The organism is Paenibacillus cookii (assembly GCF_018333375.1).
Taxonomy (GTDB): domain Bacteria; phylum Bacillota; class Bacilli; order Paenibacillales; family Paenibacillaceae; genus Paenibacillus_AQ; species Paenibacillus_AQ cookii.
Genome location: NZ_BORW01000004.1, coordinates 209,822 through 234,440, shown reverse-complemented (window position 1 = coordinate 234,440; position 24,619 = coordinate 209,822). Strand labels below are relative to the sequence as shown.

Genomic DNA, 24,619 nt, shown 5'->3' with positions numbered 1-24,619 from the left:
TAGGCTGAGCGATGCTCCTCAAGCGGGCCTGTTCATAACAAGTATATGCGGGGGATATGACAAAAAAACCACTAGTCCTTGTCAGACGAGCCTTTTCCGAACTTTTTCCCTGATATTCGTACCGGACAACCGTTTTTCCGCCGGACGCAAAGAAGCGAAGAACCACCGTTCTTCGCTTCTTCCTTTTACAACACTCTCCACGTTGCACCGCCGTCCGTCGTTTGCAAAAGCCTCGAGCTCCGCTGCTCGCTGTTTCCGATCAGAAGCCAGCCTACATGCGGCGACGCAAATTGCAGCTTCACGACTTCGGGATACTCCCGAAGCTTTTGCTGCAGCACTTCGTTCTTCGTGATTGCAAGCCATGTCTTGCCCTGGTCCACCGTATGGTACAGCGTACTGCCGACAAGCGCCCAGCCTTCAGCGGGATTGATGAATGTAGGCCGCAGGGATTGGTTCAACCCTTCGCTCGAGGGAAGGCCGAAGTTGACGAATTTCCACGTGTCGCCGCCATCCTCCGTGAAATAACCGTTGTATTTCGTGCTGTCTCCAAGCTTGCAGCCGATCGGAATCCATCCGTCCTTATGCGACCCGAAAAATTGAAGGTTGCCGGCCGCATAGGAAATGCACGGCTTCAGCTTTTCCCGGTCAAAAAACGCCGGGCCCGAAGTCCATTTTTTGCCCCCGTCCTTCGTCCGGTAAAGCTTGGGTTCCCCCAATTCCTGAATCATGGCGTATCCGTTCATGGAGTCGGTGAAGTTTATCCCTACCGTATAACCCAGATGAGGAATCGGGGCGCCGGTTTCGGATCTTCCTCGATCGTACACCGTGTTCTGCATCGCGATATTCCAGACGGCCCCGCCGTCATCGGTGCGGTAAAGCACCTTAAGCTCCTTGCCCGTCGACGACTCTTCCGTCGTCATGAGCCAGCCGTGCTGCGGCGAATTGAAATGGATCGCGGAAACCCTGTTCTTTTGGGGGATCGAGGAAATGTTCCAATTTTCTCCCCCGTCGCTCGTATGAAGCACGATCGTCTCCGACATGCCTGCGGGATCGCGGACGATCCAGCCGTTTTGCGGATCCGTAAAATAAACGTCCTTTCCATACCTGGGATTCGCTGCGAACTGCACGTTCGCCGACGGCGAAATGTTGACCCAGGTCCGGCCGTTGTCCTCGGTCAAATACATGCGAAGTTCATTGCGGGTTAATCCCCAGGCAATGCCCTGAGTTTCGCTTAGAAGCTGGAATTCCGTAAGTTTGGTTTGAATTTTATATTTGCCTGCATCATGGTTTACCTTGTTCGCTTCGCTCGGCGCCACCACCGTTAGGGTCTGGCCGTCACCGGCCGCCGATTCGGCGGAATCCTGCAATGCGGGAGCCGACGCCGGTTCCGCGGTCTGTCCCTCCTCGGAAGAACATGCGCTTAACAATAGGCTGCACAGCAAAGCGATGCCAACGAGTTGTCTGCCCCACTTCATCCTAAGTTCCTCCTCTCCTGAGGACAGCCTGTCCTTTCAAAGAAGCCCCCAACTCAAATAATATAACATATCGGCAGAGTTGAGCCAATTCCGGCAGGTCGTCGGCGGGACCGTCAGATACGGCAATCCCAAAAAAAGGATTCGGGGGCGTCTTGAAGCAAACGAAAAAAGCGCCTAAACCTCCCGGTCGGGATATAGACGCTTGACACGTAAAACATAAACCATGTTCAGCTGTTTGACCGCTTCGATCTCTGAATTTTTAGGAGTGCTTCCGGCCTACTGCTTCACCCACGCGGTACGCAAATCCATCTCGCGAATGCATTCTTCGCTGTCATGCCCGTCGTTGCCGATGAGCGGCGTAACCGGATATGCCTCCATCTCTTCGTCGGAATATGTTTGCAAGAGCGAGCTTAACGAATGAAAAGCCGTGTTTTCTTCATTCAGCCAGTCCTTCATCGCTTCCTCCGGCAAAATGGCGGGCATGCGGGATTCCTCGAAATCCCCGATCAGTCCGTTAGCCCCGGTCATGACCAGCGTGAACGTTCGCAGCGGCTCGCCGTGATGGTCTTTCCAGATTTCATACAAGCCGGCGACCCCGAACATCCCGCGGTTTTTCAGCACGACGCGGACGGGGTAAGCTTTTTTGCCTTCCTTTTTCCAATAATAAAAGCCGTTGCACGGAATGACGCACCGCTGTTTTTCGATCATTTTGCGGTACGTGGGATTTTCCTTTACCGTATGCAGATCGGCATTGACCGCATCCTTCCCCCAGTAGGGAATGAAGCCCCAGCGGAATTCGTCCAGGACGCGTTCGCCGTTTTGCTGAAGTATGACCGGCGTGAACTGGGTCGGGCTGACGTTGTATCGGTTTTTGTAGTAATACATCACGCGGTCAACCTGAAAATGATCCATGATCATCGGCAGGTCGGCAGCCATTGAATAACGCTGGCACATGCAGCATCACCCTCCTCTTTGGACGTTAGTTTCCGCCAAAAGAGGAAAATTATGCATGAGTCCATGAGAAACACCGTTAAACCGCGATCCCTTCAATTATATATCGCGCGTGATAAGCTGGTCGCGTCTTGGCCCCACCGAAATGTATTTGGCTTTGGCCTGAACGGAAGCTTCAATGAAAGCGATATAACGCCGGGCCGCTTCCGGCAATTCCTCGAACGTGCGCGCTTGCGAAATGTCGCTTTTCCATCCTTCGAACGTCTGGATGACCGGTTTGGCATGCTCCAGCTCGGCGCTTACCGGAAACCGGTCCGTCACCGTTCCGTCCTGCAGCTCGTAAGCGACGCAGACCGGAATTTGATCCAAATAGCCCAAAACGTCCAGGTTGGTCAAAGCGATTTCGGTCGCGCCTTGGACCATGCAGCCGTAGCGGGTCGCCACCGCGTCAAACCAGCCGACCCTTCTCGGACGGCCGGTCAAAGCGCCGTATTCGCCCGCGTCGCCGCCGCGCCGGCGCAATTGTTCCGCTTCTTCCCCCTCCAGCTCGGAAACGAACGGACCTGCTCCAACGCAGCTGGAATACGCTTTGACGACGGCAACAACGCTGTCGATGGCGGAAGCAGGCAATCCCGCGCCAACCGTCGCGAATCCCGCCAACGTCGACGAAGAAGTCGAAAACGGATAGATGCCGTGATCCGGATCGCGGAGCGCGCCAAGCTGCCCTTCCAGCAAAATGGTTTTCCCGTTGCGGTAAGCGTCATTCAGCATTTGCGTCGTGTCGACGACGTATGGCCGCAGCTTTTCTCCTTGCGCCTTTAAGGTTTGGAACAAATCTTTCGCCCGCATGGACGGTTTCCCGTACATATGCTCAAGCAGCACGTTTTTGGCGTCGAGCATTTGTTCCAATCTTCTCATCAACCGATGCTCATCGTACAGGTCGGCGACCTGAATCCCGAGCTTCGCATATTTATCGGCATAAAAAGGAGCGATCCCCTGCTTGGTGGAACCAAAACTCCGCGCGCCCAAACGTTCCTCTTCCAATTCGTCAAACAAGCGGTGCACCGGCAAAACGATCTGCGCCCGGCTTGATATGGCAAGCTTCGGTTCCGGCACGCCCCTGGCCACCAGCTCATCCCGTTCTTTTAACAATACATCCGCATCCAAGGCGGTTCCGGGGCCGATGACATTGACCACATCGGGATTAAACACTCCCGAAGGCAACATATGCAGCGCAAACTTCCCGTACTCATTGATGATCGTATGACCCGCATTGCTGCCTCCCTGGAAACGCACGACATAGGAAGAATCCGCAGAGAGAACGTCCGTCATTTTCCCTTTGCCTTCATCTCCCCAGTTAGCTCCTACAATCGCTGTGACTGGCAATTCCATTTCCTCCCCATCGCTTGTGTTCATGTACATTGATTAGTATAATTTCGATAAATATATAAGTGAAATTGATATTAATAATCCAAGACATAAACAGGAGTAATAGCAATGGACATCAACATGGAGTGGTATCGCGTTTTTTACTGGACGGCCAAGCTGGGGAGCTTCACGAAAGCGGCGGAAGAGCTGCATATTTCGCAGCCCGCGGTCAGCCATACGTTGAAGCAGCTGGAGGGCAGCCTCGGAGGGCCTTTGTTTTTTCGCACGTCCAAAGGAGTCGTTCTCACGGCCGAAGGCGAGGTTTTGTTTCAATACGTTGAACAAGCCATTCACCTGCTTGAAGTCGGCAAGAAAAAAATTGCGGAAATGCAAAATTTATTGCATGGAGAAATCCATATCGGCGCCAGCGATACGTTATGCAAGCATTACCTGCTGCCTTACCTCGAGCAGTTTCATGCGAAGTACCCGGAAATTCGCGTGCATGTTACGAATCGTACGACGCCGGAAACCTTGGCGCTTTTAAAAGAAGGAAAAATCGACTTCGGGATCGTCAATCTCCCCGTGTCGGACCCCAAAGTCGATTTCCGCCAAAGTTTGGTGCTGCAGGATTGTTTGGTGGGCCATCCGCAATACGTTTCCCTAACGCAGGCTCCGTTTCCCCTGGCTTCCATCGGCCAATTTCCATTGCTGCTGCTGGAGCCCGGAGGAAGCACGCGGCATTATCTTGACGAGTACGCAAAATCCAACGGCGTCGAGTTGAGGCCCGAATTTGAATTGGGAAGCCTTGATTTATTGGTCGAGTTTGCTCGAAGCGGCTTCGGTTTGACGTTTATCGCCCGCAATTTCGTTATGAATGAACTGGCAACGGGCAAACTGATCGAAATTCCGCTGGATCCGCCGATCCCGGAACGACGCGTCGGGATTGCAACTTTAAAGGGCGTCCCGCAATCGGCAGCTTCGAAAAGCTTTATTGAGTTTTTACCATAGTTTTCGTGTCCCATGGACCCCTGTCCCCTTGCACATGCTGCCGTTCAAGGGGAGCGCACTCCCTTTGACATCCGCACTGCACATCCGTTTGCTTGTGCTTAATTAAATCCCAAAAAGCATCCCCTTTGGAATGCCTTTCATCAAATTCGCAGGCAGCCGGGAAATTCCCGGCTGCCTTGCTGTGCCCGCTTCGTCCTTGAGTCATCTCTCAACTGGAAGCGGGAAATAGTGTTGTTATGGCGGGCAACGCCCAATCATAAATTTTCATATGGAGAAATCCGGCTCACGGTCCCGGTAATAATTAGCAAGGAACTGCTTGGTCCGGTCGGATTTCGGGTGCGCAAATACTTCTTGGGGCGTACCGTCCTCCACGATGATACCCTTATCAAGAAACAGCACTCTGGTGGCGACCTTGCGGACAAAATCCATTTCATGAGACACCAGCAGCATGGTGTTTCCTTCCACGGCCGTTTGCCTGATTGTATCCAGCACTTCACCGGCCAGTTCGGGATCAAGCGCCGACGTCGGTTCATCAAACAGCAGAAGCTTCGGCTCCATCGCCAGAGCGCGGGCAATAGCCACACGCTGCTGCTGTCCGCCGGACAACTGCTTAGGGTAATGATGGACCCGATCGGATAAGCCCACTCTTGAGAGCTGCCATGCGGCGATTTTTCGCGCTTCATCCTTCGGCATTTTTTTGACGACCACTAAACCCTCCATCACATTCTCCAGAGCTGTCTTTTGCCGAAACAGATTGAACTGCTGAAAAACCATGGCCGTGCTTTTGCGGAGCTCCAGCGTCTCCGATCTGGATCTCTTGGAGATATCGACCATAAGCTCGTCCATGGCAATCGTTCCGGCATCCGCTGGCTCGAGCAGATTGATCGATCGCAGCAAGGTGGATTTGCCGGCGCCCGAAGAGCCGATAACGGCCACCACATCGCCTTGTTGAATCGTTAAGTCGATTCCGTTCAGGACGGTGTGACCCTGGAATGATTTCGTTAAACCGCGAATCTCAATCAAAGATCACATCACCCTTTCTTTTTCTCATACTTCTGAAATCAATGTCCAGCCGCTTCTCCAAATAAGCAATCACACGCTCGATCAGGATGGTCAATCCCCAGTAGATCAAAGCAAGCGAGCAATAGGATTCAAAGAAACGAAGATTGTTCCCGGCCAGGATCCTGGATTGCGCCGTCATCTCCACGACCGAGCACACAAACGCCAGCGATGTGCCCTTCATCAGTCCGATCAATGCGTTGCCTAAGGTCGGCAGCGCCACGACGAACGCTTCCGGAAGAATGATACGTCGTAATACTTGACCGTAGGTCATTCCCAATGACTGCGCCGCTTCGATCTGGCCCTTGTCGACGGATTGCAGGGCGGCCCGGATCACTTCGGAGCTATAAGCCGCTTCGTTCAACGACAAGGCCAGCAGCACGTAGAATATCGAAGGGATGGAGTTCACGTTGTAGCCGGTATCATGGTAGTAGTTATAGTATTTCAGCAGCAGCGGTATTCCGGCGTAAGACATATAAAGCTGAACGAGAATAGGTGTCCCCCGGGTAAAGGAGATGAACACTGTGCTGAGCTGAACCAGCACGGGGATCCTTTTCATCCGGATAATCGCCAGCAGAAGCCCAAGCAGGAGCCCGGCCAGCATGGAAATCGCCGTCAATTCCAAAGTTACGGGTAGATACTTTAACAGTTGGGGAATCAGGGTAAAGACAAGCCCGACATCAAATAGATTAGGCATAAAGAGCGCCCTTTACTGAGTTTCCGGGGCGAAATCGCCCTTCAAATATTTATTGCTTAACTTGGAAATCGTGCCGTCCTCGATTAAAGCCTTGATCCGCTGATTCACGTCTTTGGTCAGCTGTTCACTCTGCTTGCCTTTGCTCAAGATCAGATAGCTGTACGGCACGCCAATCCGGTCGGAATCCTCTTGGGACAGCGGAATGGACTTCAGCTTCAGCCCATATTCATCGATGTACATTTGAAGCATGGCGGAGTCAATCAAGTTGAAATCCGACACACCGCTCTCCACGTTCTGCAAAATGACCGCCATCTCCGCCTCGGAATACTTCAAATTCACTGGAGTTTTTGCCGCCTTTTTGTTGTAATTCTCCAAGGCCACCGTATAGTTGACGCCAGGGCTTACCTCCGTCGTTTTCCCCTCCAGATCGGCGAAGGACTTGATATCGTTCCGGTCCGCCGCCACCGCGATCACAAACTTATTTTTGAAGATCGGATTGGAAAAATTGTATTTTTCCCGTCTCTCCTCATTGCTGGCAAAATTGTTGGCTCCGATTTGATAACGGTCGGAATCCAGTCCCGCAAATATCGAAGAAAATTCCGTTTTCTCGATACTCGCCTCATATTGGGGCAGACCTTCGAAAATTGCCTTCACCACCTGAATATCGTAACCATCGAGTTCATTATTGTCATTGACGTAAGAGAAAGGCTTGGGCGCTCCGCCCGTCGCGATTACGATTTTTGTCTTCCCGCCAGTTGCGGCGCTTCCCTCCGCTACCGCCTCCCCGCTGGAATCACTGTTCCCGCAGGCTGCAAGCCCCACCAGCATCGTCATGGCCGACAAGCTGAGTCCAAGTGTTCTCCATATGCTCTTCAACTAGATATCCCCCTTGCTTTCGTCAAAAATTTTTGAGTCGGGTCCGAGCTCTTTTCTTGCCTGCCATGAGGCTGGGACCATAACTTCTCGAAATCGATCTGATCCCAGAAACGGGTGTTATAATCGAGAAAAATGCCGGTTTTTTTCTTGTCGCTTTTCGCCAGATCCCTTAAATAAGTGTTGTTCTTAAACGCCGGAATCTCATACAGGTCACGAGCATATCCCCAAATATTCTTGAAATCGACAATACGGTTGCGGATCGGACCGAGATTCTTGAAATAGTAAGTGTCAAACCGCGCAAGAGTCACAAACAGCCTGACGTCAGAATCGGTGACATAATCGCCGAACAGAAAACGCTTCGTCTCCAGCCGTTCCTCAATGGCGTCGAACGCGGCGTACAGGTGCTCAAAGGCATCGTTATACGCTTCGATAGACTGGGCAAACATTGCTTTGTAGACACCATTGTTGACGTTATCGAACAGGTAATCGTTATATTTATCGATCTCTTCCCTTAAATGCTCCGGGTACAGCTCCGGCGCTCCTGGTTTATGAAACGCTGCGAATTCATTCTCCAGATAGTTGGTCAGCCATACATAATCGTTATTGACCACTTTTTTGGTCGTCACGTCAACGATAGCCGGCACCGTCGCTCTGCCCGGATAATCCGGATCGGCATTGGCATACAGTTCACTTAGAAATTGCACGCCCAGTACCGGGTCCACATTGTTCTCATCATAGATGAATTCCCATCCCAAATCCTGTTCATGCCTGCCGTGCCCAACCAGATTGATGCTGATCGCCTCTTCCAGTCCCAGCAATTCCCGGACGATCGAAGCACGGTTGGACCAGTGGCAGCCTTTGGCCCAGATCAGGCGGTAGCGGCCCGCCTCGACCGGCAGCTTGCCCTCTCCATCGCCGAAAGGAGTTGCAAAATAATTATTCTGCCGGACAAAAAAGCCTTTCTCATCAATCTCATGCTCGATTTCTTTCGGCCGTACCCGAACATTCGCTTTTGTGGACATGGACCATACCTCCTAAATTTTTAACATATTCCCAATCCAAACTTGTTCACAGCCTCACACGCTTATGAAAAACGGAATTACTCAATGAATCCCATTTCCTGCAGCATGTCTGGGTCCCGGTACAAGGCCATACCGGTCTTCATTCTTCGAAAGCCAAGATGCTTGTAGAACTCCACCTTGTCGGGATGCGTGTATAAAACCACGTTGCAGTGGCTTACATGCTTCAACAGGTCTTCGATAATGAGCCTTCCGAGACCCTGGCCATGGTACTCAGGAGCCACGGCGATATTGTAAATCGCCGCTTGGCCTACTCCGTCGGAGATCGCTCGACCAAACCCGATCAGTATCTCGCCGTCATAGAGGAAAGTAACGGCATAACTGTTCTCGAACGCCCGCTTATGATCCTCCGGCGGAGCACCCGACAATCCGAAGTGGCTCATGATTTGGGCCACTCGCCCCCAATCCCGGCCTTGACAGTTGTTATGAATGCTTAGTTCCATTTGTTATACCCTTCCTTCGCCATGCTCCGGATAAGCGATCAAGAGCTTTATCCAGGCCTTCCCGCCCATAGTTTCTGTCATGTCATCCCCCTCGCCTATATTCCTAGTAATCAAATGTGTTTAGATGTTTTTAAGAATAAGACAATGACAAGGAAAAATATAGTAAAAATCAGAACCCGATAAAATGCTTCATTGCATTGACATCAGGCAAAAAAAGAGATTTAATCGGTTGTATATTAAATTATTAATTGCATTTTTCCTATGTATTTTGTCGGAATAATGACACAAAAAATTGACCATGGCGGCAATTGAAACGAAAGGGGCGAGCCTGCATGAAATCGGCCAGGAAGTTTTCAAATTTATATTGTCCAATCCAGCCCAGCTTCGAGAAAGCTTTGAATACATTTCGGGAATTTAATGCAGAATCTCCCGCCATATTTAACGGAGGAATTAAATTCTCCGAATATAATGTGGGGAACATGAACCGGTTTTGGGTTATTCCCGACGGCTGTCTGCACCTCGTCATTTGTTGTCATAAGGAGCATCCGTCCGCCAACATATGCGGAAGTTTGTTCAAGAGCAGAGAAGGGATTTTTGCGCGTTCGGATTGCGATTATTTCGTTGTTTGCTTTCTTCCCGGTTATGCGGAATTTTTCTTCAAATACCCCATAGACATGTTTAGCGAGTCGGAAGTCCCCGTTCAGGATGTGATGCCCCACGCCGAGGAGCTGCTGAGGAGCATAGCGGAGCAAGCCAGCCTGGAGGATCGGGTCCGCGCGTTCGAGCGTTACTATTTAAATCACTTCAATGAGGCGTTGCAGATTAATCCGCTGATCAACTATTTGACTGAAAAAATCATCTCCTGCCACGGAACACTGAACGTCAATGAATTATCCCGCGAGACAGGCTATTCAACCCGGTACATATTGAAGGCATTCGAAAAGCATGTTGGACTCCCGCCCAAGCTGTTCAGCCGCATCATCCGGTTTCAGCATGTGATTCAATTGCTGGAGAATAACCAGTATGGTCAAACGCTGGATCATATCTATGAATTGGGCTACTTTGACCAAAATCACTTTATAAAAGATTTCAAGAATTTCAGCCTTCTCACACCAAAGAAATATGTCCAGCATATTGCAGACCGTTCATACTAAAGAAATTCAAAGGCAGCCGGGAATGTCCCGGCTGCCTTGCCGTAAGTCCGATGTATTTCCCGGATCATTCGGAAACCATCAGTCGCCCGATCCGGTCGCATTCCTCAGCAAACCAGACGTCCCCGCCGGCGGATACCGCAATGCCATGCGGTTCCGCTTTCGCGGTTGGGATCGCATATTCCGTGATTTTCCCATCGATCGTGATCCTGCCGATTTGATTGCTCGCCCACTCGGTAAACCACAAATCTCCCCGGATTCCCGGCACGATGGCGTGCGGGCGCGCATTCGGCGTCGGGATGTCATATTCCGCGATCGCGCCGCCGGGGGTCATTTTCCCGATTTTATTTCCCATAATCTCCACGAACCAGATCGCTCCGTCGGGTCCGCATGCAATTCCAACCGGTCCGGATTGTGGCGTCGGAATGTCATATTCGGTGATTTCGCCTGCCGTGGTGATCCTGCCGATTTTATTTCCCTGGTTTTCCGAGAACCAAAGCGCTCCGTCCGGCCCTTGGGTGATAAAGGAAGGATATGCTTTGGCATCGGGCAGTTCGTATTCCGTGATCTCCCCCGACGAAGTGATTTTGCCGATTTTGCCTGCATTCATCTCCGTGAACCATACGGCTCCGTCCGGTCCTTCCGCAATTCCGAAAGGCGCCGCGTTGGCGCCTGGAAGCGTGTATTCCTTCAAGGAACCGTTCGCCTGCAATTTCCCGATGCGATTCGCATGATATTCGGTGAACCATATGTCCCCCCGAACATTCGAAATGATCGACATCACGCCCGCTTGCGGGGTCGGGACTTCAAACGATGACATCTCGCCGCCGTCGGTGATTCGCCCGATCCGGTTTCCTTTTTGCTCCGTGAACCATAAGGCACCGTCTTTGCCGCAGGCGATGCCGTACGGGCCCGATTCGGGTTTCGAAACCGCATATTCAACGAAAGTCGTTTTCATAGGTTTACCCTCCTTAAAAGTTCATCATTGCTGCTTCATGGTACGCATCGTCTCTATATCTCCGCTGACGATCGCACCCATGAACTTTTGGATGACGGCGATCTCCAAGTCCCACCATCTCAGGTCAAGCAGCTCTTCTATGATCTCCGGCGAAAAGCGCTTCCGTATTTCCTTAGCCGGATTCCCACCTACGATCGTGTACGGCGCAACATCGTTCGTGACGACGGCTTCCGCGCCGATGACCGCCCCGTCGCCGATCCGCACGCCCGGCATAATCGTTGCCCGCCTGCCGATCCATACATCGTTGCCGACGATCGTATCGCCTTTGATCCGCAGCTGCTCCAACGTCGGCGCGTATTGCTCCCATCCGTGGCCAAAGAGGTTAAACGGATAGGTCGAACCATCCATCCTGTGATTGCCGCCATCCATCATAAACCGCGTTTCCGGGGCAATGGAGCAAAACTTGCCGATGATCAGCTTGGTCCCGATCACTTCGTAATGGTACAGGACTTGGTCCTCAAAGGACTCGCCGTTCGCCGAATCGTAATAAGAATAATCACCTGCGATGATGTTGGGCTTCGTAATCGTATTTTTAATAAACTGCACATTGCGGTATCCGGGAATCGGGTATTTTTCGCTGGGGTTCGGTCCTGTCATTGAACTATCATCCTCCGTCGTAATAGATTAAAACCGCCCGACCCAGGGACAACCAATCATAAAAAAAGCCCCTGTTCCGGACATCCGGACAGGGGCAGGCAGACGCAAGCCGCGGTTCGCTCCCTCGAAGGGAACGTCTCGCTGCACGTCCATATCTATAAAAGCCCGCACTAATCCTATCCGGAAAAATGATCGTCGATCTCGATTTTTCGCTGGAATAGGATTAGTAGATCATTGGCCTTGAGTTCACCCTTTCAATACTGGTTGGATTAACCATATCACACGCTTGAAAAGCAATCAACTACGCTTTGAAAAAATCCGCCAACACGGGGGCAATCGCATCAGGGGATACATCGTGTCCTTGACCTGTCAAAGCCATATATTCGGCATGTTTGACGCGATCCGCAACAGCTTGTGCCGCATCGCGAAACATCGGTTCGCTTTGGTCGCCATGGATCGCCAGCGTGGCAGCGGTTATGGAAGACCATTTACCGGCCGGCAAAGGTTTGCCCGCCATGACTTCCCGGGAGATCATGCCGTCATAGGCCAATGTATGCGCCGTTTCCTCCATCTCCTGCCACATCGGGTCTGCTTTCATCGGAGCCAGGTATTCTTCGGGAATGAGCAGCGCTTGCGTCATAAATACCTCAACGGCTTTTCCCCGGTTCCCCGCGTCGATGGCAGCCTGGATTTGCTCGACATAATCTTCCGGCAGCGGTGGACGGCTGTCATCCAAAATAAGCGGAGGCTCATACAAAGCCAGTTTCCGCACTTTGCCCGCAAGGCGGTCGGCTGCCTCCAACGCCAGGATCGCTCCCGAAGAAATTCCGTAAACGTATGCGGACCCGCCTGCTGAATCAATCAACGCCTCGATATCTTCGATTTCCCGCTGCACCGTATAAGGAAGCGTATCCCCGCTATCTCCGCGCCCCCTCCGATCGTAGTTTATCACGGTAAAATGTTCAGACAGCAGTCCTGCCAGCTGAATCCATTGCGGGTGTGAACGCGTCCCCAGCGCACCTGGGACGATAATCACCGCGTCCCCTCTTCCCGATTGCTCGAATGCGATTTCCGTACCGTCTTTTGAAATGACCTTATTCATCATATCTCTCCTCAGCATGTATTGGAGCTGCTGGCGCCATTCGTTGGAGTTTTGGATGCCGGTTTCTTTAGCTCCTATAACACAAGTATGCCACAAAAGGAATATTCCTGTAAAGGTATATTTTAATTGTCTTCATGATTTCCACCGACATTCCTTCTCCGGGGCAGCGATGCCATGGACGGGATCTCCGCCAAAGCTATTTTTATTGCAACGTTAATAAAGATTCTGTAAAATCCATACATACAGATTGTACCATTCAAACCATTTCATAAACCTATTTTTGACGGGAGATGAATTGCCCAATATGACCATTTATGTCGTTTTGCTCCGGGGCATCAACGTCGGCGGACATAACAAAATCAAGATGGCCGAGCTTCGGGAGGTTCTCGAAAAAGCGGGCTGCCGGCAGGTACGGACTTATATCCAAAGCGGAAACGTCGTGTTGGCCTCCGGTCTGGACGGAACGTCTTTGCGGGAGCTGATCGAAAGGGAAATCAACGCCGCGTTCGGCCTTAACGTTCAAGTGATCATCCGCAGCAAGGAAGAGTTTGAAGCGATGATAAAAAATTGTCCTTATGACGACGCCTCGCTGCAGGAAGGAGAAACGCTCCATGTATCGATGCTTTCAGGCCTTCCCTCGGCTGAAGGCATGGAAAAGCTGGCGGCGGTGGATCGCGGCATCGACGAATATACGATCATCGGCACCGAACTCTACATGTTCGTCCGCAACAAATTCAACGAATCCAAGCTGGCGGACAGTTTGGGCAAGTTGGGCACCCCCGGCACGGTGAGGAATTGGAAGACGATACGAAAGCTGGAGAGCATGGTTCAAGAGCTGCAGCCGTGATAAAAAAAGCGAAGGAATTCAACGGGCGGATCGCCTGGCGTTCCTTCGCTTTTTTTAGGTTTTTCCTGCAGGGCTACCCCGTCAGCCACACCGTTGAAACGAAAACTCCCTATCCCTTCGTTCCCCCCTGCATGCTGAATCCTTTGGACATAAACCGCTGCGAAAGAATGTACAGCACGATGGACGGAATCGCGTAAAGCACCGAAAATGCCGCCAGCCTGCCGTAGTCCACCATCCCGTATTGGCCGAAAAACTGGTATAACTTCAAGGAAGCAGGGAAATTTTCCGGGCTTTGCAGCAAAATGTAAGGGACAAAAAAGTTGCCCCAGCTGCCGGAGAACGTAAAAATCGCCACCGTGCAAATCCCCGGCACCATCAGGGGCGCCACGATTTTCCGGATGCCCGTAAACACCGAAGCGCCGTCCACCCATGCCGCCTCCTCCAAATCTTCGGGAACGGAGTCCATAAAGTTTTTGATCATCCAAATGCCGTAAGGCATGGACGAAGCAACGTAAAAAAGCACGACGCCGACGACGTTGTCGTACAGCTTTAAAGTCAAAAACAACTGATACACGGGGACCATCACCGCGGTGATCGGCAGCGAGGTCATAAACAGAATGGTCAGCATGAACGGTTTTTTGAACTTCAACTGATAGCGGGATAACGGATAGGCCGCCAGCAGCGCCAGAAGAACGACGATCACTGCTTGCCCGAGCGACATCAACAGGCCGATGGCAAACGCCCGCTGGTTTTCGCGGCTCGTCAGCACATCCACGTAGTTCCCCGGGGTTACCTGCTTGGGCATTTTGAGCGATTGCATCGCATTCGGATCGACGGAAGCCACGAGCACCCACAATAGCGGCAGCAGAAAACAAATCCCGATGAGCGACAAGACGACATAAGGAAGGATTCGATAGATAAGTTTGCGCTGTTTGGCGTTCATACGAAATCTCCTTTACTTTTTGAACGAACGGATATAAAACAAGCTGAGCACGATGCCGAGCAGCAGCAGAAGAAGCGAAATGGCCGTGCCGTAACCGAGCTGGTAGTTCACGAAAGCCTGGTTGTACATAAAAATCGGGAGCGTCGTCGTTTTGGTGCCCGGACCGCCGCCCGTCATGGCATAGATGAGACCGAACACGCCCAGCGTTTGCAGCGTGACGAGCATCGCGTTGGTCGTGATCGTTTCCCGGATGTAAGGGATGGTGATGCGCAGCAAGATTTGCAGCTTGGACGCGCCGTCCACGACGGCGGCCTCTTCGATTTCGCTTGGCACGTCATCCAGCGCCGCCTGAAAAACGAGCATGGAAAAAGCGGTACCGTGCCATATGTTCGCAAGGATGACGGTCAGCATCGGAACGGTAAACAGCCAGGTGACCGGAGAGATGCCAAAAAACGAAATGATCGCGTTCAGCGTGCCTTCGTCCCCAAAAAAGCTGTACAAGCATAAGGCGCACACGATCTCGGGCGTGACCCATCCGGCCAATACGACGGTGCCGATGACGCGCCGGAACGTCTTGTTTTTATGCTTCATTAGCAGGGCGATCAGAAAACCGAGCACCTGCTGGCCGATCACGGCCGATCCGATCAAAAAGACAAGCGTGTTCCATATGCTGATCCGGACCGTCGGGTCTTGAAACATCCGGGTATAATTGTCCAAGCCGACAAATTTCAGCTCTTTGGCCGCTTCACCGGTCAATGCCAAATTCGTAAAGGAATAAAAAAACGTCAGCAGGATCGGATAGATAAAAAAAAGCAGCATGATGACGATGGACGGCAGCAGGAAATAGAGCCAAGTCCAATTTCTTCGTTGAAGCTGCGGGGATGATGCCGAAATCCCTCCCATGTTGAAGCCTCTCCTTTCTCGCATGAATGCGAACACCGCATGCCCGCGCTTCGCACCGGATGACGGTTCAGCGCAGGCATGCGGTGCCGGTTATTTTTCTATTGCATGCTCCTGCCCGACGATGCGGGTGACGTCCTGCGCGTACTTGTTGGCGGCATCGGCCGCGGATGTGCCCGTGGCGACCGATTCGACCATCGTTTGGATTTGCGTCGACACTTCGGGATATTTGTCCTGGGCCGGCCGGAATTCGGCGTTTTTCAAATATTCGGTCGCGATTTCGTTAAACGGCATTTGGGTGTACTCCGGATCTTTGGCGACATCGGCGCGCACCGTGATGTTGCCGGACGACATGACAAGCTTTTGCGTGTTTTCCTTATTCAAAGCGAATTTGATAAAATCCCACGCCTCGTCTTTGTTCTTCGCGTTGCTCGGAATGGAGAGCGCCCAGCCGCCCGCCAGCGTGATCGTTCCCGGCGCCTGGCCTTTGCTGGTCGGCATCGGGGCAAAACCGAGCACGTCTTTATACTCGGGCCACGGGGAAGCCCCGCCTTCCAGGTAATTGCCCGTAATCCAGGAACCGTCGAGCGAAATCGCCAGCTTTCCTTTGGGGAGATATTCGCGCGTGGCCGTATTGCCGGCCTGCCCGTTCAACACTTTGGAGAGCGGCGGGCCCAGCTTTTCCTTCGCGATCGTCTCGATAAAAGCAAGCGCATCGTTGATGCCTTGGCTTTTGACGATCCATTTTTTGCTGGCGTCATCGTAGAGGCGTTCGCCCGTTCCGTACAGCAGCATTTCGTAGGTCTGCATCGAGGTGGCTTCCCCCGTTGCCTTGCCAAGGTTCATCCAGATCGGAACGACGTCGCTGCCTGCTTTTTCCTTGATCGTTCTGGCCGCGGCGAGCACCTCATCCCACGATTTCGGCTTCCAGTCTTCGGGAAGGCCTGCCTTCTTGAAAATCTCTTTGTTGTACCAAAGCCCCCTCGAGTCCGTATTGTACGGCACGCCGTATACTTTGCCGTCGCTGGCGGTCACGCCTTTTTTCATGGCTTCGATGAACGAGCCGTTGCTCCAATCCTCCCAACCTTTCAGCCTGTCGTCCAGCGGTTCCAGGAAGCCGGCGCTGGCATCCGAATTCAGCATGAACGTATCTTCGGTCACGATGTCCGGCGCGGTGTCTTTCGATTTGAGCGCCAGCGCGATTTTGGCAAAGTAATCCCCTTCCGAAGCCTGAATCGGCGTCGGCTTGATTTCGACGTTTTTATTCGGATAGGACGCGGACACCTCTTTGATCCATTTGTATAACGTTCCTTTTTCCCCGGTGCCGTCGTCGCGGTAAGTGATCGTAATCGTTTTCTTTTCGGTCGCAGCTTTATCCCCGCCGCCCTGGGATGGCGCGGGATCATTCCCTTGTGCTTGAGGGGCCGAGCTTGAACCCGAGTTTGAGCAGCCCATCGTCACCGCAAGCAGCAAGGCCGACGACATCAGCGCCCATTTTCTTTTTGCGAGCATCTTCATATCCCTCCTTCGTTCGCTTTGAAAGCGATTCCGTAATTCATCTTTATTGCGCTTTGTCCGCAAATATTCAGGCAGGCCGCAAAAGTTCAGAGAAACGATCTCTGGAGAATCCGGCCGATTTTTGCAGGATCGTTTTCGCCCTCCCCCATGTCCTAAAACCTATCCCGAGCGACAAGTAAAGATGAAAAAACGAAACAACGGACGATTCGGAGCTTTCATCCCCGCAGATGAAGTTAGGCAACCGATTTCGACACCTTGAAAACGACGGCGTTCGCCATGCCTGATTCAAAAGGCTGTCCCTCTTCGGTCTCATACCAGAGAAATGTAAAAATTGTAAAATGTAAATGTATTTTACTAGTGTTCAATTATCGCAAGGAGCAAAGGAGGGCCGCATTCGCAGCATTTCATTATCGATTCTAAGGAGGATATGAATTGAGCAGAAAAAAGCCGTCTAAAGTTCGCAGCTATTCCATGCTTGCGCTGAGCACCGTGCTTGCGGTAGGAATCACCTCGCCCAGCGCGGTCTTCGCATCGCCGGATCGGTTAAAGCTTCCGGAACAAACCCGAATCAGTCTCGACTCCCTGCTGAAGCAAGGGCAATCGGCAAAGGACTTGTTAAAGCAGAAAGCGCCGGATCTTCGTGCATTTTCTGCATCGAAGCAGCCTGTTAATTTGGTGGAGGAATCGGACAGCAGCGATCCCATTTCGGTCATCGTTCAGCTGCAGAACGATCCGCTGAAAGTATACGAAGTCAAACCGTCGACCCATGCACGCTCCTCGATCGACAGCTATCAGGCACAACTGAACCAGGAGCACCTGAAGTTCAAATCCGCGGCGCTTGCCAAAACTTCCGCCCAATTCACCAAGGAATATTCGAAAGTATTCAACGGTTACGCCGTCACCCTGCCGGCCAATCAGGTCGACCAGCTGTTGACGCTGCCCGGAGTCAAGGCGGTGTTCCCGAACGAGGAAGTCCATGCGCTCCCGATCGAAGAGAAGCCGGAAATGACTCCTTACATGGACGAAAGCGCGCCGCTCATCGGCGCAAACGAAATGTGGGAGTCAGGATATGACGGCAAGGGGATTAAAGTAGCCGTTATCGATACGGGCATCGATTACAACCATCCCAGCTTGAAGGATGCCTACAAAGGCGGATACGATTTTGTGGACAACGATGCCGATCCGATGGAGACGCTGCCGGATCCCAGCAAACCGGTTAAAAACGGCAAACCTTACGATACCTCCCACGGTACGCACGTATCCGGCACCATTGCCGGCCGCGGAAACCCGGAACATCCCGATACGGGCAGCGGTTGGGTCCGCGGGGTAGCTCCAGCTTCCGACCTGTACGCCTATCGCGTTCTCGGCCCTTACGGCTCGGGCAGCACGGAAAACGTCATCGCGGGGATCGAAAAAGCGGTCAGCGACGGCGTGGACGTCATCAACCTGTCGCTGGGATCCTCCCAGAACAATCCGTATACGCCGGATTCAATCGCCGTGGATAATGCCGCATTAGCCGGCGTCACCGTCGTCGTGGCCAACGGCAACGACGGTCCCGAAGCCGAAACCGTAGGCAGCCCGGCTTCCGCCCAGCTGGCGATTTCGGTCGGCGCTTCGACGCCGCCGCTCAACACGCCTATTTTCATATCGGACAGCTTAGGCACGGTCTTCGCCCAACTGGCGGCCGGTTCGGCCAAACTGGACAATACGGATGAAAAGCTGGAGCTGGTAAACGCGGGACTCGGCAAAGCGGATGATTACAAAAATGTGAATGTCGCCGGAAAAACGGTTCTCGTCTCCCGAGGCGAAATCTCGTTTGCGGAAAAATCCGAAAACGCCGCCAAAAACGGCGCAAAAGCACTCATCATTTATAACAATACGGCCGGGGAAATCAACGCCACGATCGAAGGCGCCAAACAATCCGTGCCAACCTACACCATTTCCCAGGACAGCGGACTGAAGCTGAAAGCGGCCGTCGAAAAGGGAGATAATCAAGTTGCCTTCAATTACAAGAAGGAGCAGGATTTGCTCGCCGACTTAAGCTCAAGAGGCCCTTCCCTGCCGCATTACGGCATCAAACCGGATATCACCGCCCCGGGCGTCGGCATCAAATCTTCCATTCCGGCGTTTGACGGAGACTATGCAAATGCGTATGAGGAATTGCAGGGAACCAGTATGGCAACGCCTCACGTAGCCGGTTCCGCTGCGCTCTTGCTTGAGAAAAGCCGCAAAGACGGCCTCGGCTTGAAGCCGGATCAAATCAAAGCGTGGTTGACGAACAACGCGGTGCTGATGAAAGACCGTCAGGGCAACACCTACGGCGTAAACGAACAAGGCGCCGGCCGCGTCGATTTGAAAAATACCGCCGATGCCCAAGCGATCGTCAAAGTCGAAGAGCCGTTGCCGGTTCCGCTTCAGGACGAAACGCACCACACTTCCTATTCCGGCAGCCTCTCCTTCGGCCTGCTAAAGGCTGGATCGACGGTGACACGGAAGCTAAGCATCGATAATATCGCAGGCAGCAACCAGCATTATGCCGTATACGTCGATTGGGCGAGCAACAGCGGCCTGCAGCTGATCCCCGAGCTGTGCGATATCCATCTGAAGGCCAACGAGTCTTCATATGACCTGCCGGTTACGCTAACCATTCCGGAAGGAACGCCGGAAGGCATCTATCAAGGTCATATCCAGTTCACGCAGATGAAAACCGGACATCAGCTCCATGTGCCTTTCAGCGTATACGTCGGCGAAACCTTCGAACAGCCGGCCATGACGTCCGTAGAAGTGGATCCGATTTATCTCTCTACGGCCGAAGGCGGCAATGGAATGGCTACGGTGTATTACTCGTTGAATGAGAAGGTCGAGGATTACGGCTTCTACGTATTTGGCGCAACCGCGAACGACGATAACTTATCGCTCCTTGGCCTAATTTACAGTGAGGATTTCCCAAATAAACTCGATCCGTTCTACTATTCGTTTGATTGGGATGGGACGATCATCGGTTTGGACGGAAAAGAGACGAAGTTGAACAAGGACGCTAACCCCGACGGGGTTTATGCCTTGGTTCCGGTCGTCATCAAAGCGGGCGAAGAGGAACCGATTCTGTTGGAGGACTCGCTCAAGGCATTCCTTTTGGACAATACGGCGCCTACAGCCGTGCTTCCCGAGAAAGTGACGGTAAATGCCGAGAAACCAAATGAAGGCATATTGCAAGGCAGCATTGAAGACGACTTGTTGCTGCAATATCTCGGTACCGCCCAAGAATACGTCCATGTGAAAGCGGTCGTGGATACGGCCAACAACCAGGAATTTGCGGGCACGATCGATGCTGACGACAACTTTACCGTCAAGTTCCCGTTAACGCAGGGACCGAACAAAATCCAGCTCTTCGTCTACGACGATGCCGGAAACGGTTCGGCCGTGCCGGCCAAAACCTATGAGTACGCATTACAAGACGGCAGTACGGCCGTTGGACTCGCTACGGTCCAAGAAAGCGTGTATACGAACGAACCTTTTGACGTTAACGTTCATTTCGATGGTGCCGAAGACGTTCAACGCATGACCGTCGACGTCACGTACGATGCTAAACTGAAACTGAATCAAGTGACGCCGGGCGCCAAAGACATTCAAGTCGAATCGCAGCAAAACGTCGCCGCAGCCAGCCATCCTGACGGCAAAAAAACCGTGACTTTCGGCTTCGAGCTGGACCAACCGGCGAAAACCGGCACGTTGGCCCATTTCACGTTTACGCCATCCGAACCTGGAATGTTCTCGCTGGATCTCAGCAATGTAAAATTGTGGAGCGCCGAACAGAAAGAAATTGCTGCATCGGCGTTAACCGGGATCCAAGTTAAAGTAACCGACCGGAACGTTGCGGATGATTCTCAGAGTCCTGACCAAAACAATCCGGTGACCGAACCTGACAAGGGATCGGAACAGCCGGGCGGCAACCCGTCCGCTGAACCTTCCATGGACAACCAAACATCCGGCTCCTTGCAGGTCACGAGAGAGAAATTCCAATCGGCTTCATCCGTGGAAACATCCGAAAAACCGGTGCCGAACCGAATGCCTTGCTCAAAACCTAACCCGAATCCAGGCAGCCCGGATCCCGATCCGAATCCAGGCAGCGGGAACGGAGGCGGTGCATGGTCCGGCGGAGGAGCGGCATCACCAACGCCAAGCGCGCCATCCGGCACGAAGCTGGCAGCCGGCGTGTTGACTGAAAAAGGTACCGGCGAGCAAAAAACGGCCGAACTGAACGTCGATGCCTCATATCTGACAGGACAGCTCAACAAATCGGACAGCAAAAACGCGACGGTGGACCTTAGCGACGCGTCGTTCGATTCTTATCATCCGTTCAACCTTAAGATCGGCAGTACGCTAACGGAGCAGCTGCTGAAATCGGGCAAGCCACTCATCATCAAAGGCAAAGGTTTTGAGATCCACGTTCCGGCCGGCACCCTCAAAAGCTTCGTGACGAAAGACGGGCTTGCCGTCTCGTTCAGCTTTAGCGGTACCGCTGCAGGAACGATTCAAGCCCCGGCCGGCGGCAGCGCAGGTTTCGTTTCCGGCGCCCTGACGATCAACGACCCGGCGACGGCGCTGGCTTCCCCGGTGTCCATCACGCTGGCGCTCGATGCCGGGAAGGTGAAAAACCGCGGCAAAGTCGGCATCTTCGCGAAAAACAAGGACGGCGTATGGACCTATGCCGCTTCGGGCAATAACCAAACCGGATTTGTCACGTTCCAAACATCCAAACTTGGCGCGTTCAGCGCGGTCGAAGCCCTCAAAACCTTTAACGACATCGTCCATCATTGGGCCAAAAACGAAATCGAAGTGATCGCTTCCCATTACCTGGCGAACGGCAAGGACGCAACGGATACGTATAAACCGAATGACCCCGTGACGCAAGCGGAATTCCTGTCCCTGCTTGACCGGCTTCTTGGCACAGGCAAAACATGGAGCGATCGCGCGGCCGAGACGGGTTCCAGCCATCCGTTAAGCCGCGAAGAGCTCGCCACATTGCTTGCTCAAGCATTAGGCGCCGGTTCGACCGGGGGAGGCTCTGATCTTGCCTTCAAGGATGGGGACGATATCCGGGATTCCGCCAAAGGAGCCGTTTCCTATGCCGTCGAAAAAGGGTATTTGAAAGGCAATCCGAACGGAACCTTCAATCCGAAAGGCAAATTGACCCGGGCTGAAGCCGGCATCATCTTGTACCGCATTCTTCAAGAGCTGCAATCCAAATAAAACCACGCTAAAAACGGCAGGCAGCGGAGAGGATTCTCTGCAACGCCCGCCGTTTTTTCATTTTACCCGATCCACCTGCAGCAACGTGATCTCTTTGCATTCGTACGTGCCCTGGAGCGCTTCTTCTTTGACGACCCCCAGCTTGACCAGTCCAGCGATTTTGCCGGGATCGGATTTGGAAAGCAGCTTCCACACTTCCAGATCCGGAAGCGCTTCGAACAATTTCTCGTCGTCGTATTCCTTGCGCGTTTGCGAGACCAGTTTGACCCGGTAAGGCCCGGAGATGAAGTCCGCCGTCCCTTGTTCCCTGCAATAGCCGATGATCTCATCGCGAAGCTCTTTAAGCTCCTGCTCGGTTTCTTTTTGCTGCTGTTTCAGCTGAAAATACCTTTTGACGATCTTTTCCATGTCCTGATCACTCTCCCCTTCTACTACATGTGTATGCAGCAAAAGGCACGGATTAGGACGCCTGGCGCGGCTCGCCTATTAAATCTTGCGGTAGATCTGCCCTCCTTTTTAGACCTTTGGGCTGTAGATAGAGACTATGAAAAGCAGGGTGTCATCGAATGGTCAAGGTATGGGCAGATACGATGTTTTTCTATTGTGAATATTTCATATGATGATATTTTACCATATATGGCTAACGGTTGTTGCCACAAGCTAAATCGATCCGGACGAGATTCGGACGTTTCGTTTATTCCGACCCGCCTCGGCCCTCGTACACGACGTTTCCGTTTACTACCGTCATTTGCACGATATCCTGCAGCAGCACATCCGGATCTTCATGAAACGGATCGCGGCGCAAAATCGTGAAATCCGCCGCATATCCTTTTTCGATCATCCCCCGGTCCGATTCATGGCCGCCGGCATACGCGCTCTCACTCGTATACAACGCAATCGCCTCGTACATGTTTAACCGCTCCTTTTCGCCATAAACGGTATCCTGAAACGGTTTGGTGCGGGTGACGGCCGCATGGATGCCTTCGAGCGGAGACACCTTTTCGATGGGCGCGTCGGAACCTCCGGCACATGGGATGCCCTGCTCCAGCAGCGTCCGCCAGGCATACACCAGCCTCTCCCCGGGATCGCCGATCCGTTCCATGACCCAGGGAAAGTCGGACGCGACAAAACTCGGCTGAATGTCCGTGATGACCGGCAGCCGTTTCATCCGCGCCACCAACCCGGGGCGCAATATTTGGCCGTGAATCAGGCGATCCCTTTTCCCGTCCGGGCAAGGGTGCTTCTCCAAATGCGCGAGCACCAATTCCGCCGCCCCATCCCCGATCGCATGCGCGGCAACCGCCATGCCGTGAGCTCTTGCTTTCATGACCAAGCGATCCAGCTCAGGCTCCGCATGAACGGCGACGCCCGAAGTCGACGGGTCATCCGCATACGGCCGGCTGAGCAGCGCGGTTCTGCCGCCCAAAGCCCCGTCGGCAAACAGCTTCATGGCCCCGAACTCGAGCAGCGGCGACCGGATCTGCTCCCCCCTTCCCGCGGCGAGCCATTCGTCCAATGCCAAATGATGAACGAGCAGGTGGGCCCTGAAATGCTTTTGCCGCCCATGAATCACCCTGTCGAATGCGCGCATGGTCCGGCTGCAGCTGCCATAATAACTTAAATCCTCCGTATGGCCGCCCGTCAGCCCCTTGGCCCAGCAATCTTCGATGGCTGCCGCAAGCGCCGCTTCCAAATATTCGTCCGTCGGGCCCGGCACGGCACGGAGGACAAGATCCTGGGCAGACTCCTTCAAAATACCGTTCAGCCGTCCGTGCGCATCCCTTTCCAGCACGCCTCCTGCCGGATCCGGCAGGTCATCGTCGATGCCCGCCGCCTGCAAAGCCGCCGTATTGGCGGCCATCATATGCCTGCACACCCTGCGCAGCAGCACGGGATGCTCGGGAGCCGCGTCGTCCAAAAGTCCCCTCTCCGGCTTTCCGGGGTCATCCCATTCGTTTTCGTTCCAGCCTTCGCCCAGGATCCACATCCCTTTCGGGAGCACCGACGCCTGTTTCTTAACGGCTTCGAGCACTTCGTCTCGGCTGCGGCAGCCTCCCAGCTGGAGTTTAAGGAAGGTCTCGCCGTGACCGATCAAATGCATATGGCTGTCCACGAATCCCGGGAACATCGCCGCGCCTCCCAAATCCCGAACCTCATTGATCTTTCCGCGATATGTTCTTTCCAGCTCGTCCAACCGCCCGGCATCCCGGATCGCTCCGCCTTCGGTGTAGACCGCTTCCACCGTATGGGAATCACGCAACATCGTGTAGATGGTGCCGCCCTTCCACAACGTCCCCATCGTATTCCTCCTTTGCTCTGATCTCTTTTTATTATTGT

General features: G+C 53.1%; 20 protein-coding genes. 4 read left to right on the top strand and 16 right to left on the bottom strand.

The features are described from left to right. Positions 1–185: 185 nt before the first annotated feature. The 3 genes from KI367_RS06865 to KI367_RS06855 all read right to left on the bottom strand — a co-directional run bounded on the left by KI367_RS06865 (position 186) and on the right by KI367_RS06855 (position 3,812). Positions 186–1,475 carry a WD40/YVTN/BNR-like repeat-containing protein gene (locus KI367_RS06865; protein WP_212948565.1) on the bottom strand — a complete coding sequence of 430 codons (1,290 nt, stop codon included), beginning with the start codon at positions 1,473–1,475 and terminating at the stop codon, positions 186–188. A gap of 276 nt (positions 1,476–1,751) precedes the next feature. After that, complete coding sequence (locus tag KI367_RS06860) at positions 1,752–2,429, bottom strand: SOS response-associated peptidase (RefSeq protein WP_212948564.1); 678 nt, start codon at positions 2,427–2,429, stop codon at positions 1,752–1,754. Between the two features lie 96 nt (positions 2,430–2,525). Then, positions 2,526–3,812, bottom strand: a complete 1,287-nt coding sequence (locus KI367_RS06855; RefSeq protein ID WP_212948562.1) for an adenylosuccinate synthase — start codon at positions 3,810–3,812, stop codon at positions 2,526–2,528. A 111-nt stretch (positions 3,813–3,923) separates the two neighbouring features. Between KI367_RS06855 and KI367_RS06850 the strand changes: the two genes are divergently transcribed. After that, on the top strand, positions 3,924–4,802 hold the full coding sequence (locus KI367_RS06850; RefSeq protein ID WP_212948561.1) for a LysR family transcriptional regulator: 879 nt from the start codon (positions 3,924–3,926) through the stop codon (positions 4,800–4,802). Between the two features lie 264 nt (positions 4,803–5,066). Here the strand turns inward: KI367_RS06850 and KI367_RS06845 are convergent, their stop codons facing one another. The 5 genes from KI367_RS06845 to KI367_RS06825 all read right to left on the bottom strand — a co-directional run bounded on the left by KI367_RS06845 (position 5,067) and on the right by KI367_RS06825 (position 8,956). Further along, on the bottom strand, positions 5,067–5,825 hold the full coding sequence (locus KI367_RS06845; protein ID WP_212948559.1) for an amino acid ABC transporter ATP-binding protein: 759 nt from the start codon (positions 5,823–5,825) through the stop codon (positions 5,067–5,069). Then, entirely contained in the window at positions 5,818–6,558 is a 741-nt protein-coding gene (locus KI367_RS06840; RefSeq protein ID WP_212948558.1) for an amino acid ABC transporter permease, read from the bottom strand. The genes KI367_RS06845 and KI367_RS06840 overlap by 8 nt, the downstream gene beginning before the upstream one ends. Before the next feature lie 12 nt (positions 6,559–6,570). Further along, entirely contained in the window at positions 6,571–7,434 is an 864-nt protein-coding gene (locus KI367_RS06835; RefSeq protein WP_036714939.1) for a transporter substrate-binding domain-containing protein, read from the bottom strand. Further along, the gene (locus KI367_RS06830) at positions 7,431–8,456 is read right to left on the bottom strand and encodes a glutathione S-transferase C-terminal domain-containing protein (RefSeq protein ID WP_036714938.1); all 1,026 of its coding nucleotides are present in this window, start codon (positions 8,454–8,456) and stop codon (positions 7,431–7,433) included. Before KI367_RS06830 ends, KI367_RS06835 begins: the two co-directional genes overlap by 4 nt. Positions 8,457–8,533: 77 nt before the next feature. Beyond that, positions 8,534–8,956 (bottom strand): GNAT family N-acetyltransferase, encoded by a 423-nt coding sequence (locus KI367_RS06825; RefSeq protein ID WP_212948556.1) that lies wholly within the window; start codon positions 8,954–8,956, stop codon positions 8,534–8,536. Positions 8,957–9,288: 332 nt separating this feature from the next. Between KI367_RS06825 and KI367_RS06820 the strand changes: the two genes are divergently transcribed. Further along, positions 9,289–10,110, top strand: a complete 822-nt coding sequence (locus KI367_RS06820) for a helix-turn-helix domain-containing protein (RefSeq protein WP_212948555.1) — start codon at positions 9,289–9,291, stop codon at positions 10,108–10,110. Between the two features lie 64 nt (positions 10,111–10,174). On the opposite strand, the gene KI367_RS06815 is transcribed toward KI367_RS06820, so the two are convergent. From KI367_RS06815 to KI367_RS06805, 3 genes are all read right to left on the bottom strand, one after another. Then, complete coding sequence (locus KI367_RS06815) at positions 10,175–11,065, bottom strand: Vgb family protein (protein WP_212948553.1); 891 nt, start codon at positions 11,063–11,065, stop codon at positions 10,175–10,177. Between the two features lie 24 nt (positions 11,066–11,089). Then, positions 11,090–11,722, bottom strand: a complete 633-nt coding sequence (gene vat(I) / locus KI367_RS06810; protein ID WP_212948552.1) for a streptogramin A O-acetyltransferase Vat(I) — start codon at positions 11,720–11,722, stop codon at positions 11,090–11,092. A gap of 301 nt (positions 11,723–12,023) precedes the next feature. Then, complete coding sequence (locus KI367_RS06805) at positions 12,024–12,824, bottom strand: alpha/beta fold hydrolase (RefSeq protein ID WP_212948550.1); 801 nt, start codon at positions 12,822–12,824, stop codon at positions 12,024–12,026. A 304-nt stretch (positions 12,825–13,128) separates the two neighbouring features. Here KI367_RS06805 and KI367_RS06800 point away from each other — a divergent pair, with 304 nt between their 5' ends. Beyond that, positions 13,129–13,671 (top strand): DUF1697 domain-containing protein, encoded by a 543-nt coding sequence (locus KI367_RS06800; protein ID WP_036714930.1) that lies wholly within the window; start codon positions 13,129–13,131, stop codon positions 13,669–13,671. 109 nt (positions 13,672–13,780) lie between these two features. Here the strand turns inward: KI367_RS06800 and KI367_RS06795 are convergent, their stop codons facing one another. The 3 genes from KI367_RS06795 to KI367_RS06785 form a co-directional block, all read right to left on the bottom strand. Beyond that, positions 13,781–14,614, bottom strand: a complete 834-nt coding sequence (locus tag KI367_RS06795; RefSeq protein WP_212948548.1) for a carbohydrate ABC transporter permease — start codon at positions 14,612–14,614, stop codon at positions 13,781–13,783. A 12-nt stretch (positions 14,615–14,626) separates the two neighbouring features. Beyond that, positions 14,627–15,517 carry a carbohydrate ABC transporter permease gene (locus KI367_RS06790; RefSeq protein WP_212948546.1) on the bottom strand — a complete coding sequence of 297 codons (891 nt, stop codon included), beginning with the start codon at positions 15,515–15,517 and terminating at the stop codon, positions 14,627–14,629. Positions 15,518–15,607: 90 nt separating this feature from the next. Next, complete coding sequence (locus KI367_RS06785; protein WP_373316212.1) at positions 15,608–16,969, bottom strand: ABC transporter substrate-binding protein; 1,362 nt, start codon at positions 16,967–16,969, stop codon at positions 15,608–15,610. 495 nt (positions 16,970–17,464) lie between these two features. On the opposite strand from KI367_RS06785, the gene KI367_RS06780 reads away from it, so the two are divergent. Continuing rightward, on the top strand, positions 17,465–22,282 hold the full coding sequence (locus tag KI367_RS06780) for a S8 family serine peptidase (protein WP_212948542.1): 4,818 nt from the start codon (positions 17,465–17,467) through the stop codon (positions 22,280–22,282). A gap of 57 nt (positions 22,283–22,339) precedes the next feature. Here KI367_RS06780 and KI367_RS06775 read toward each other — a convergent pair whose 3' ends face one another. Together KI367_RS06775 and KI367_RS06770 are read right to left on the bottom strand one after the other, a co-directional pair. Next, on the bottom strand, positions 22,340–22,690 hold the full coding sequence (locus KI367_RS06775; RefSeq protein WP_212948540.1) for a hypothetical protein: 351 nt from the start codon (positions 22,688–22,690) through the stop codon (positions 22,340–22,342). Positions 22,691–22,976: 286 nt separating this feature from the next. Then, positions 22,977–24,581 carry an amidohydrolase gene (locus tag KI367_RS06770; RefSeq protein ID WP_212948538.1) on the bottom strand — a complete coding sequence of 535 codons (1,605 nt, stop codon included), beginning with the start codon at positions 24,579–24,581 and terminating at the stop codon, positions 22,977–22,979. Positions 24,582–24,619: the final 38 nt, after the last annotated feature.

Excerpts from the sequence above, each read along its gene's own strand:
- KI367_RS06865 (WP_212948565.1), bottom strand. The coding sequence starts at position 1,475 with ATGAAGTGGGGCAGACAACTCGTTGGCATCGCTTTGCTGTGCAGCCTA.
- KI367_RS06860 (WP_212948564.1), bottom strand. The coding sequence starts at position 2,429 with ATGTGCCAGCGTTATTCAATGGCTGCCGACCTGCCGATGATCATGGAT.
- KI367_RS06850 (WP_212948561.1), top strand. The coding sequence starts at position 3,924 with ATGGACATCAACATGGAGTGGTATCGCGTTTTTTACTGGACGGCCAAG.
- KI367_RS06840 (WP_212948558.1), bottom strand. The coding sequence starts at position 6,558 with ATGCCTAATCTATTTGATGTCGGGCTTGTCTTTACCCTGATTCCCCAA.
- KI367_RS06830 (WP_036714938.1), bottom strand. The coding sequence starts at position 8,456 with ATGTCCACAAAAGCGAATGTTCGGGTACGGCCGAAAGAAATCGAGCAT.
- KI367_RS06825 (WP_212948556.1), bottom strand. The coding sequence starts at position 8,956 with ATGGAACTAAGCATTCATAACAACTGTCAAGGCCGGGATTGGGGGCGA.
- KI367_RS06820 (WP_212948555.1), top strand. The coding sequence starts at position 9,289 with ATGAAATCGGCCAGGAAGTTTTCAAATTTATATTGTCCAATCCAGCCC.
- KI367_RS06815 (WP_212948553.1), bottom strand. The coding sequence starts at position 11,065 with ATGAAAACGACTTTCGTTGAATATGCGGTTTCGAAACCCGAATCGGGC.
- KI367_RS06805 (WP_212948550.1), bottom strand. The coding sequence starts at position 12,824 with ATGAATAAGGTCATTTCAAAAGACGGTACGGAAATCGCATTCGAGCAA.
- KI367_RS06800 (WP_036714930.1), top strand. The coding sequence starts at position 13,129 with ATGACCATTTATGTCGTTTTGCTCCGGGGCATCAACGTCGGCGGACAT.
- KI367_RS06795 (WP_212948548.1), bottom strand. The coding sequence starts at position 14,614 with ATGAACGCCAAACAGCGCAAACTTATCTATCGAATCCTTCCTTATGTC.
- KI367_RS06790 (WP_212948546.1), bottom strand. The coding sequence starts at position 15,517 with ATGGGAGGGATTTCGGCATCATCCCCGCAGCTTCAACGAAGAAATTGG.
- KI367_RS06785 (WP_373316212.1), bottom strand. The coding sequence starts at position 16,969 with ATGGGCTGCTCAAACTCGGGTTCAAGCTCGGCCCCTCAAGCACAAGGG.
- KI367_RS06775 (WP_212948540.1), bottom strand. The coding sequence starts at position 22,690 with ATGGAAAAGATCGTCAAAAGGTATTTTCAGCTGAAACAGCAGCAAAAA.
- KI367_RS06770 (WP_212948538.1), bottom strand. The coding sequence starts at position 24,581 with ATGGGGACGTTGTGGAAGGGCGGCACCATCTACACGATGTTGCGTGAT.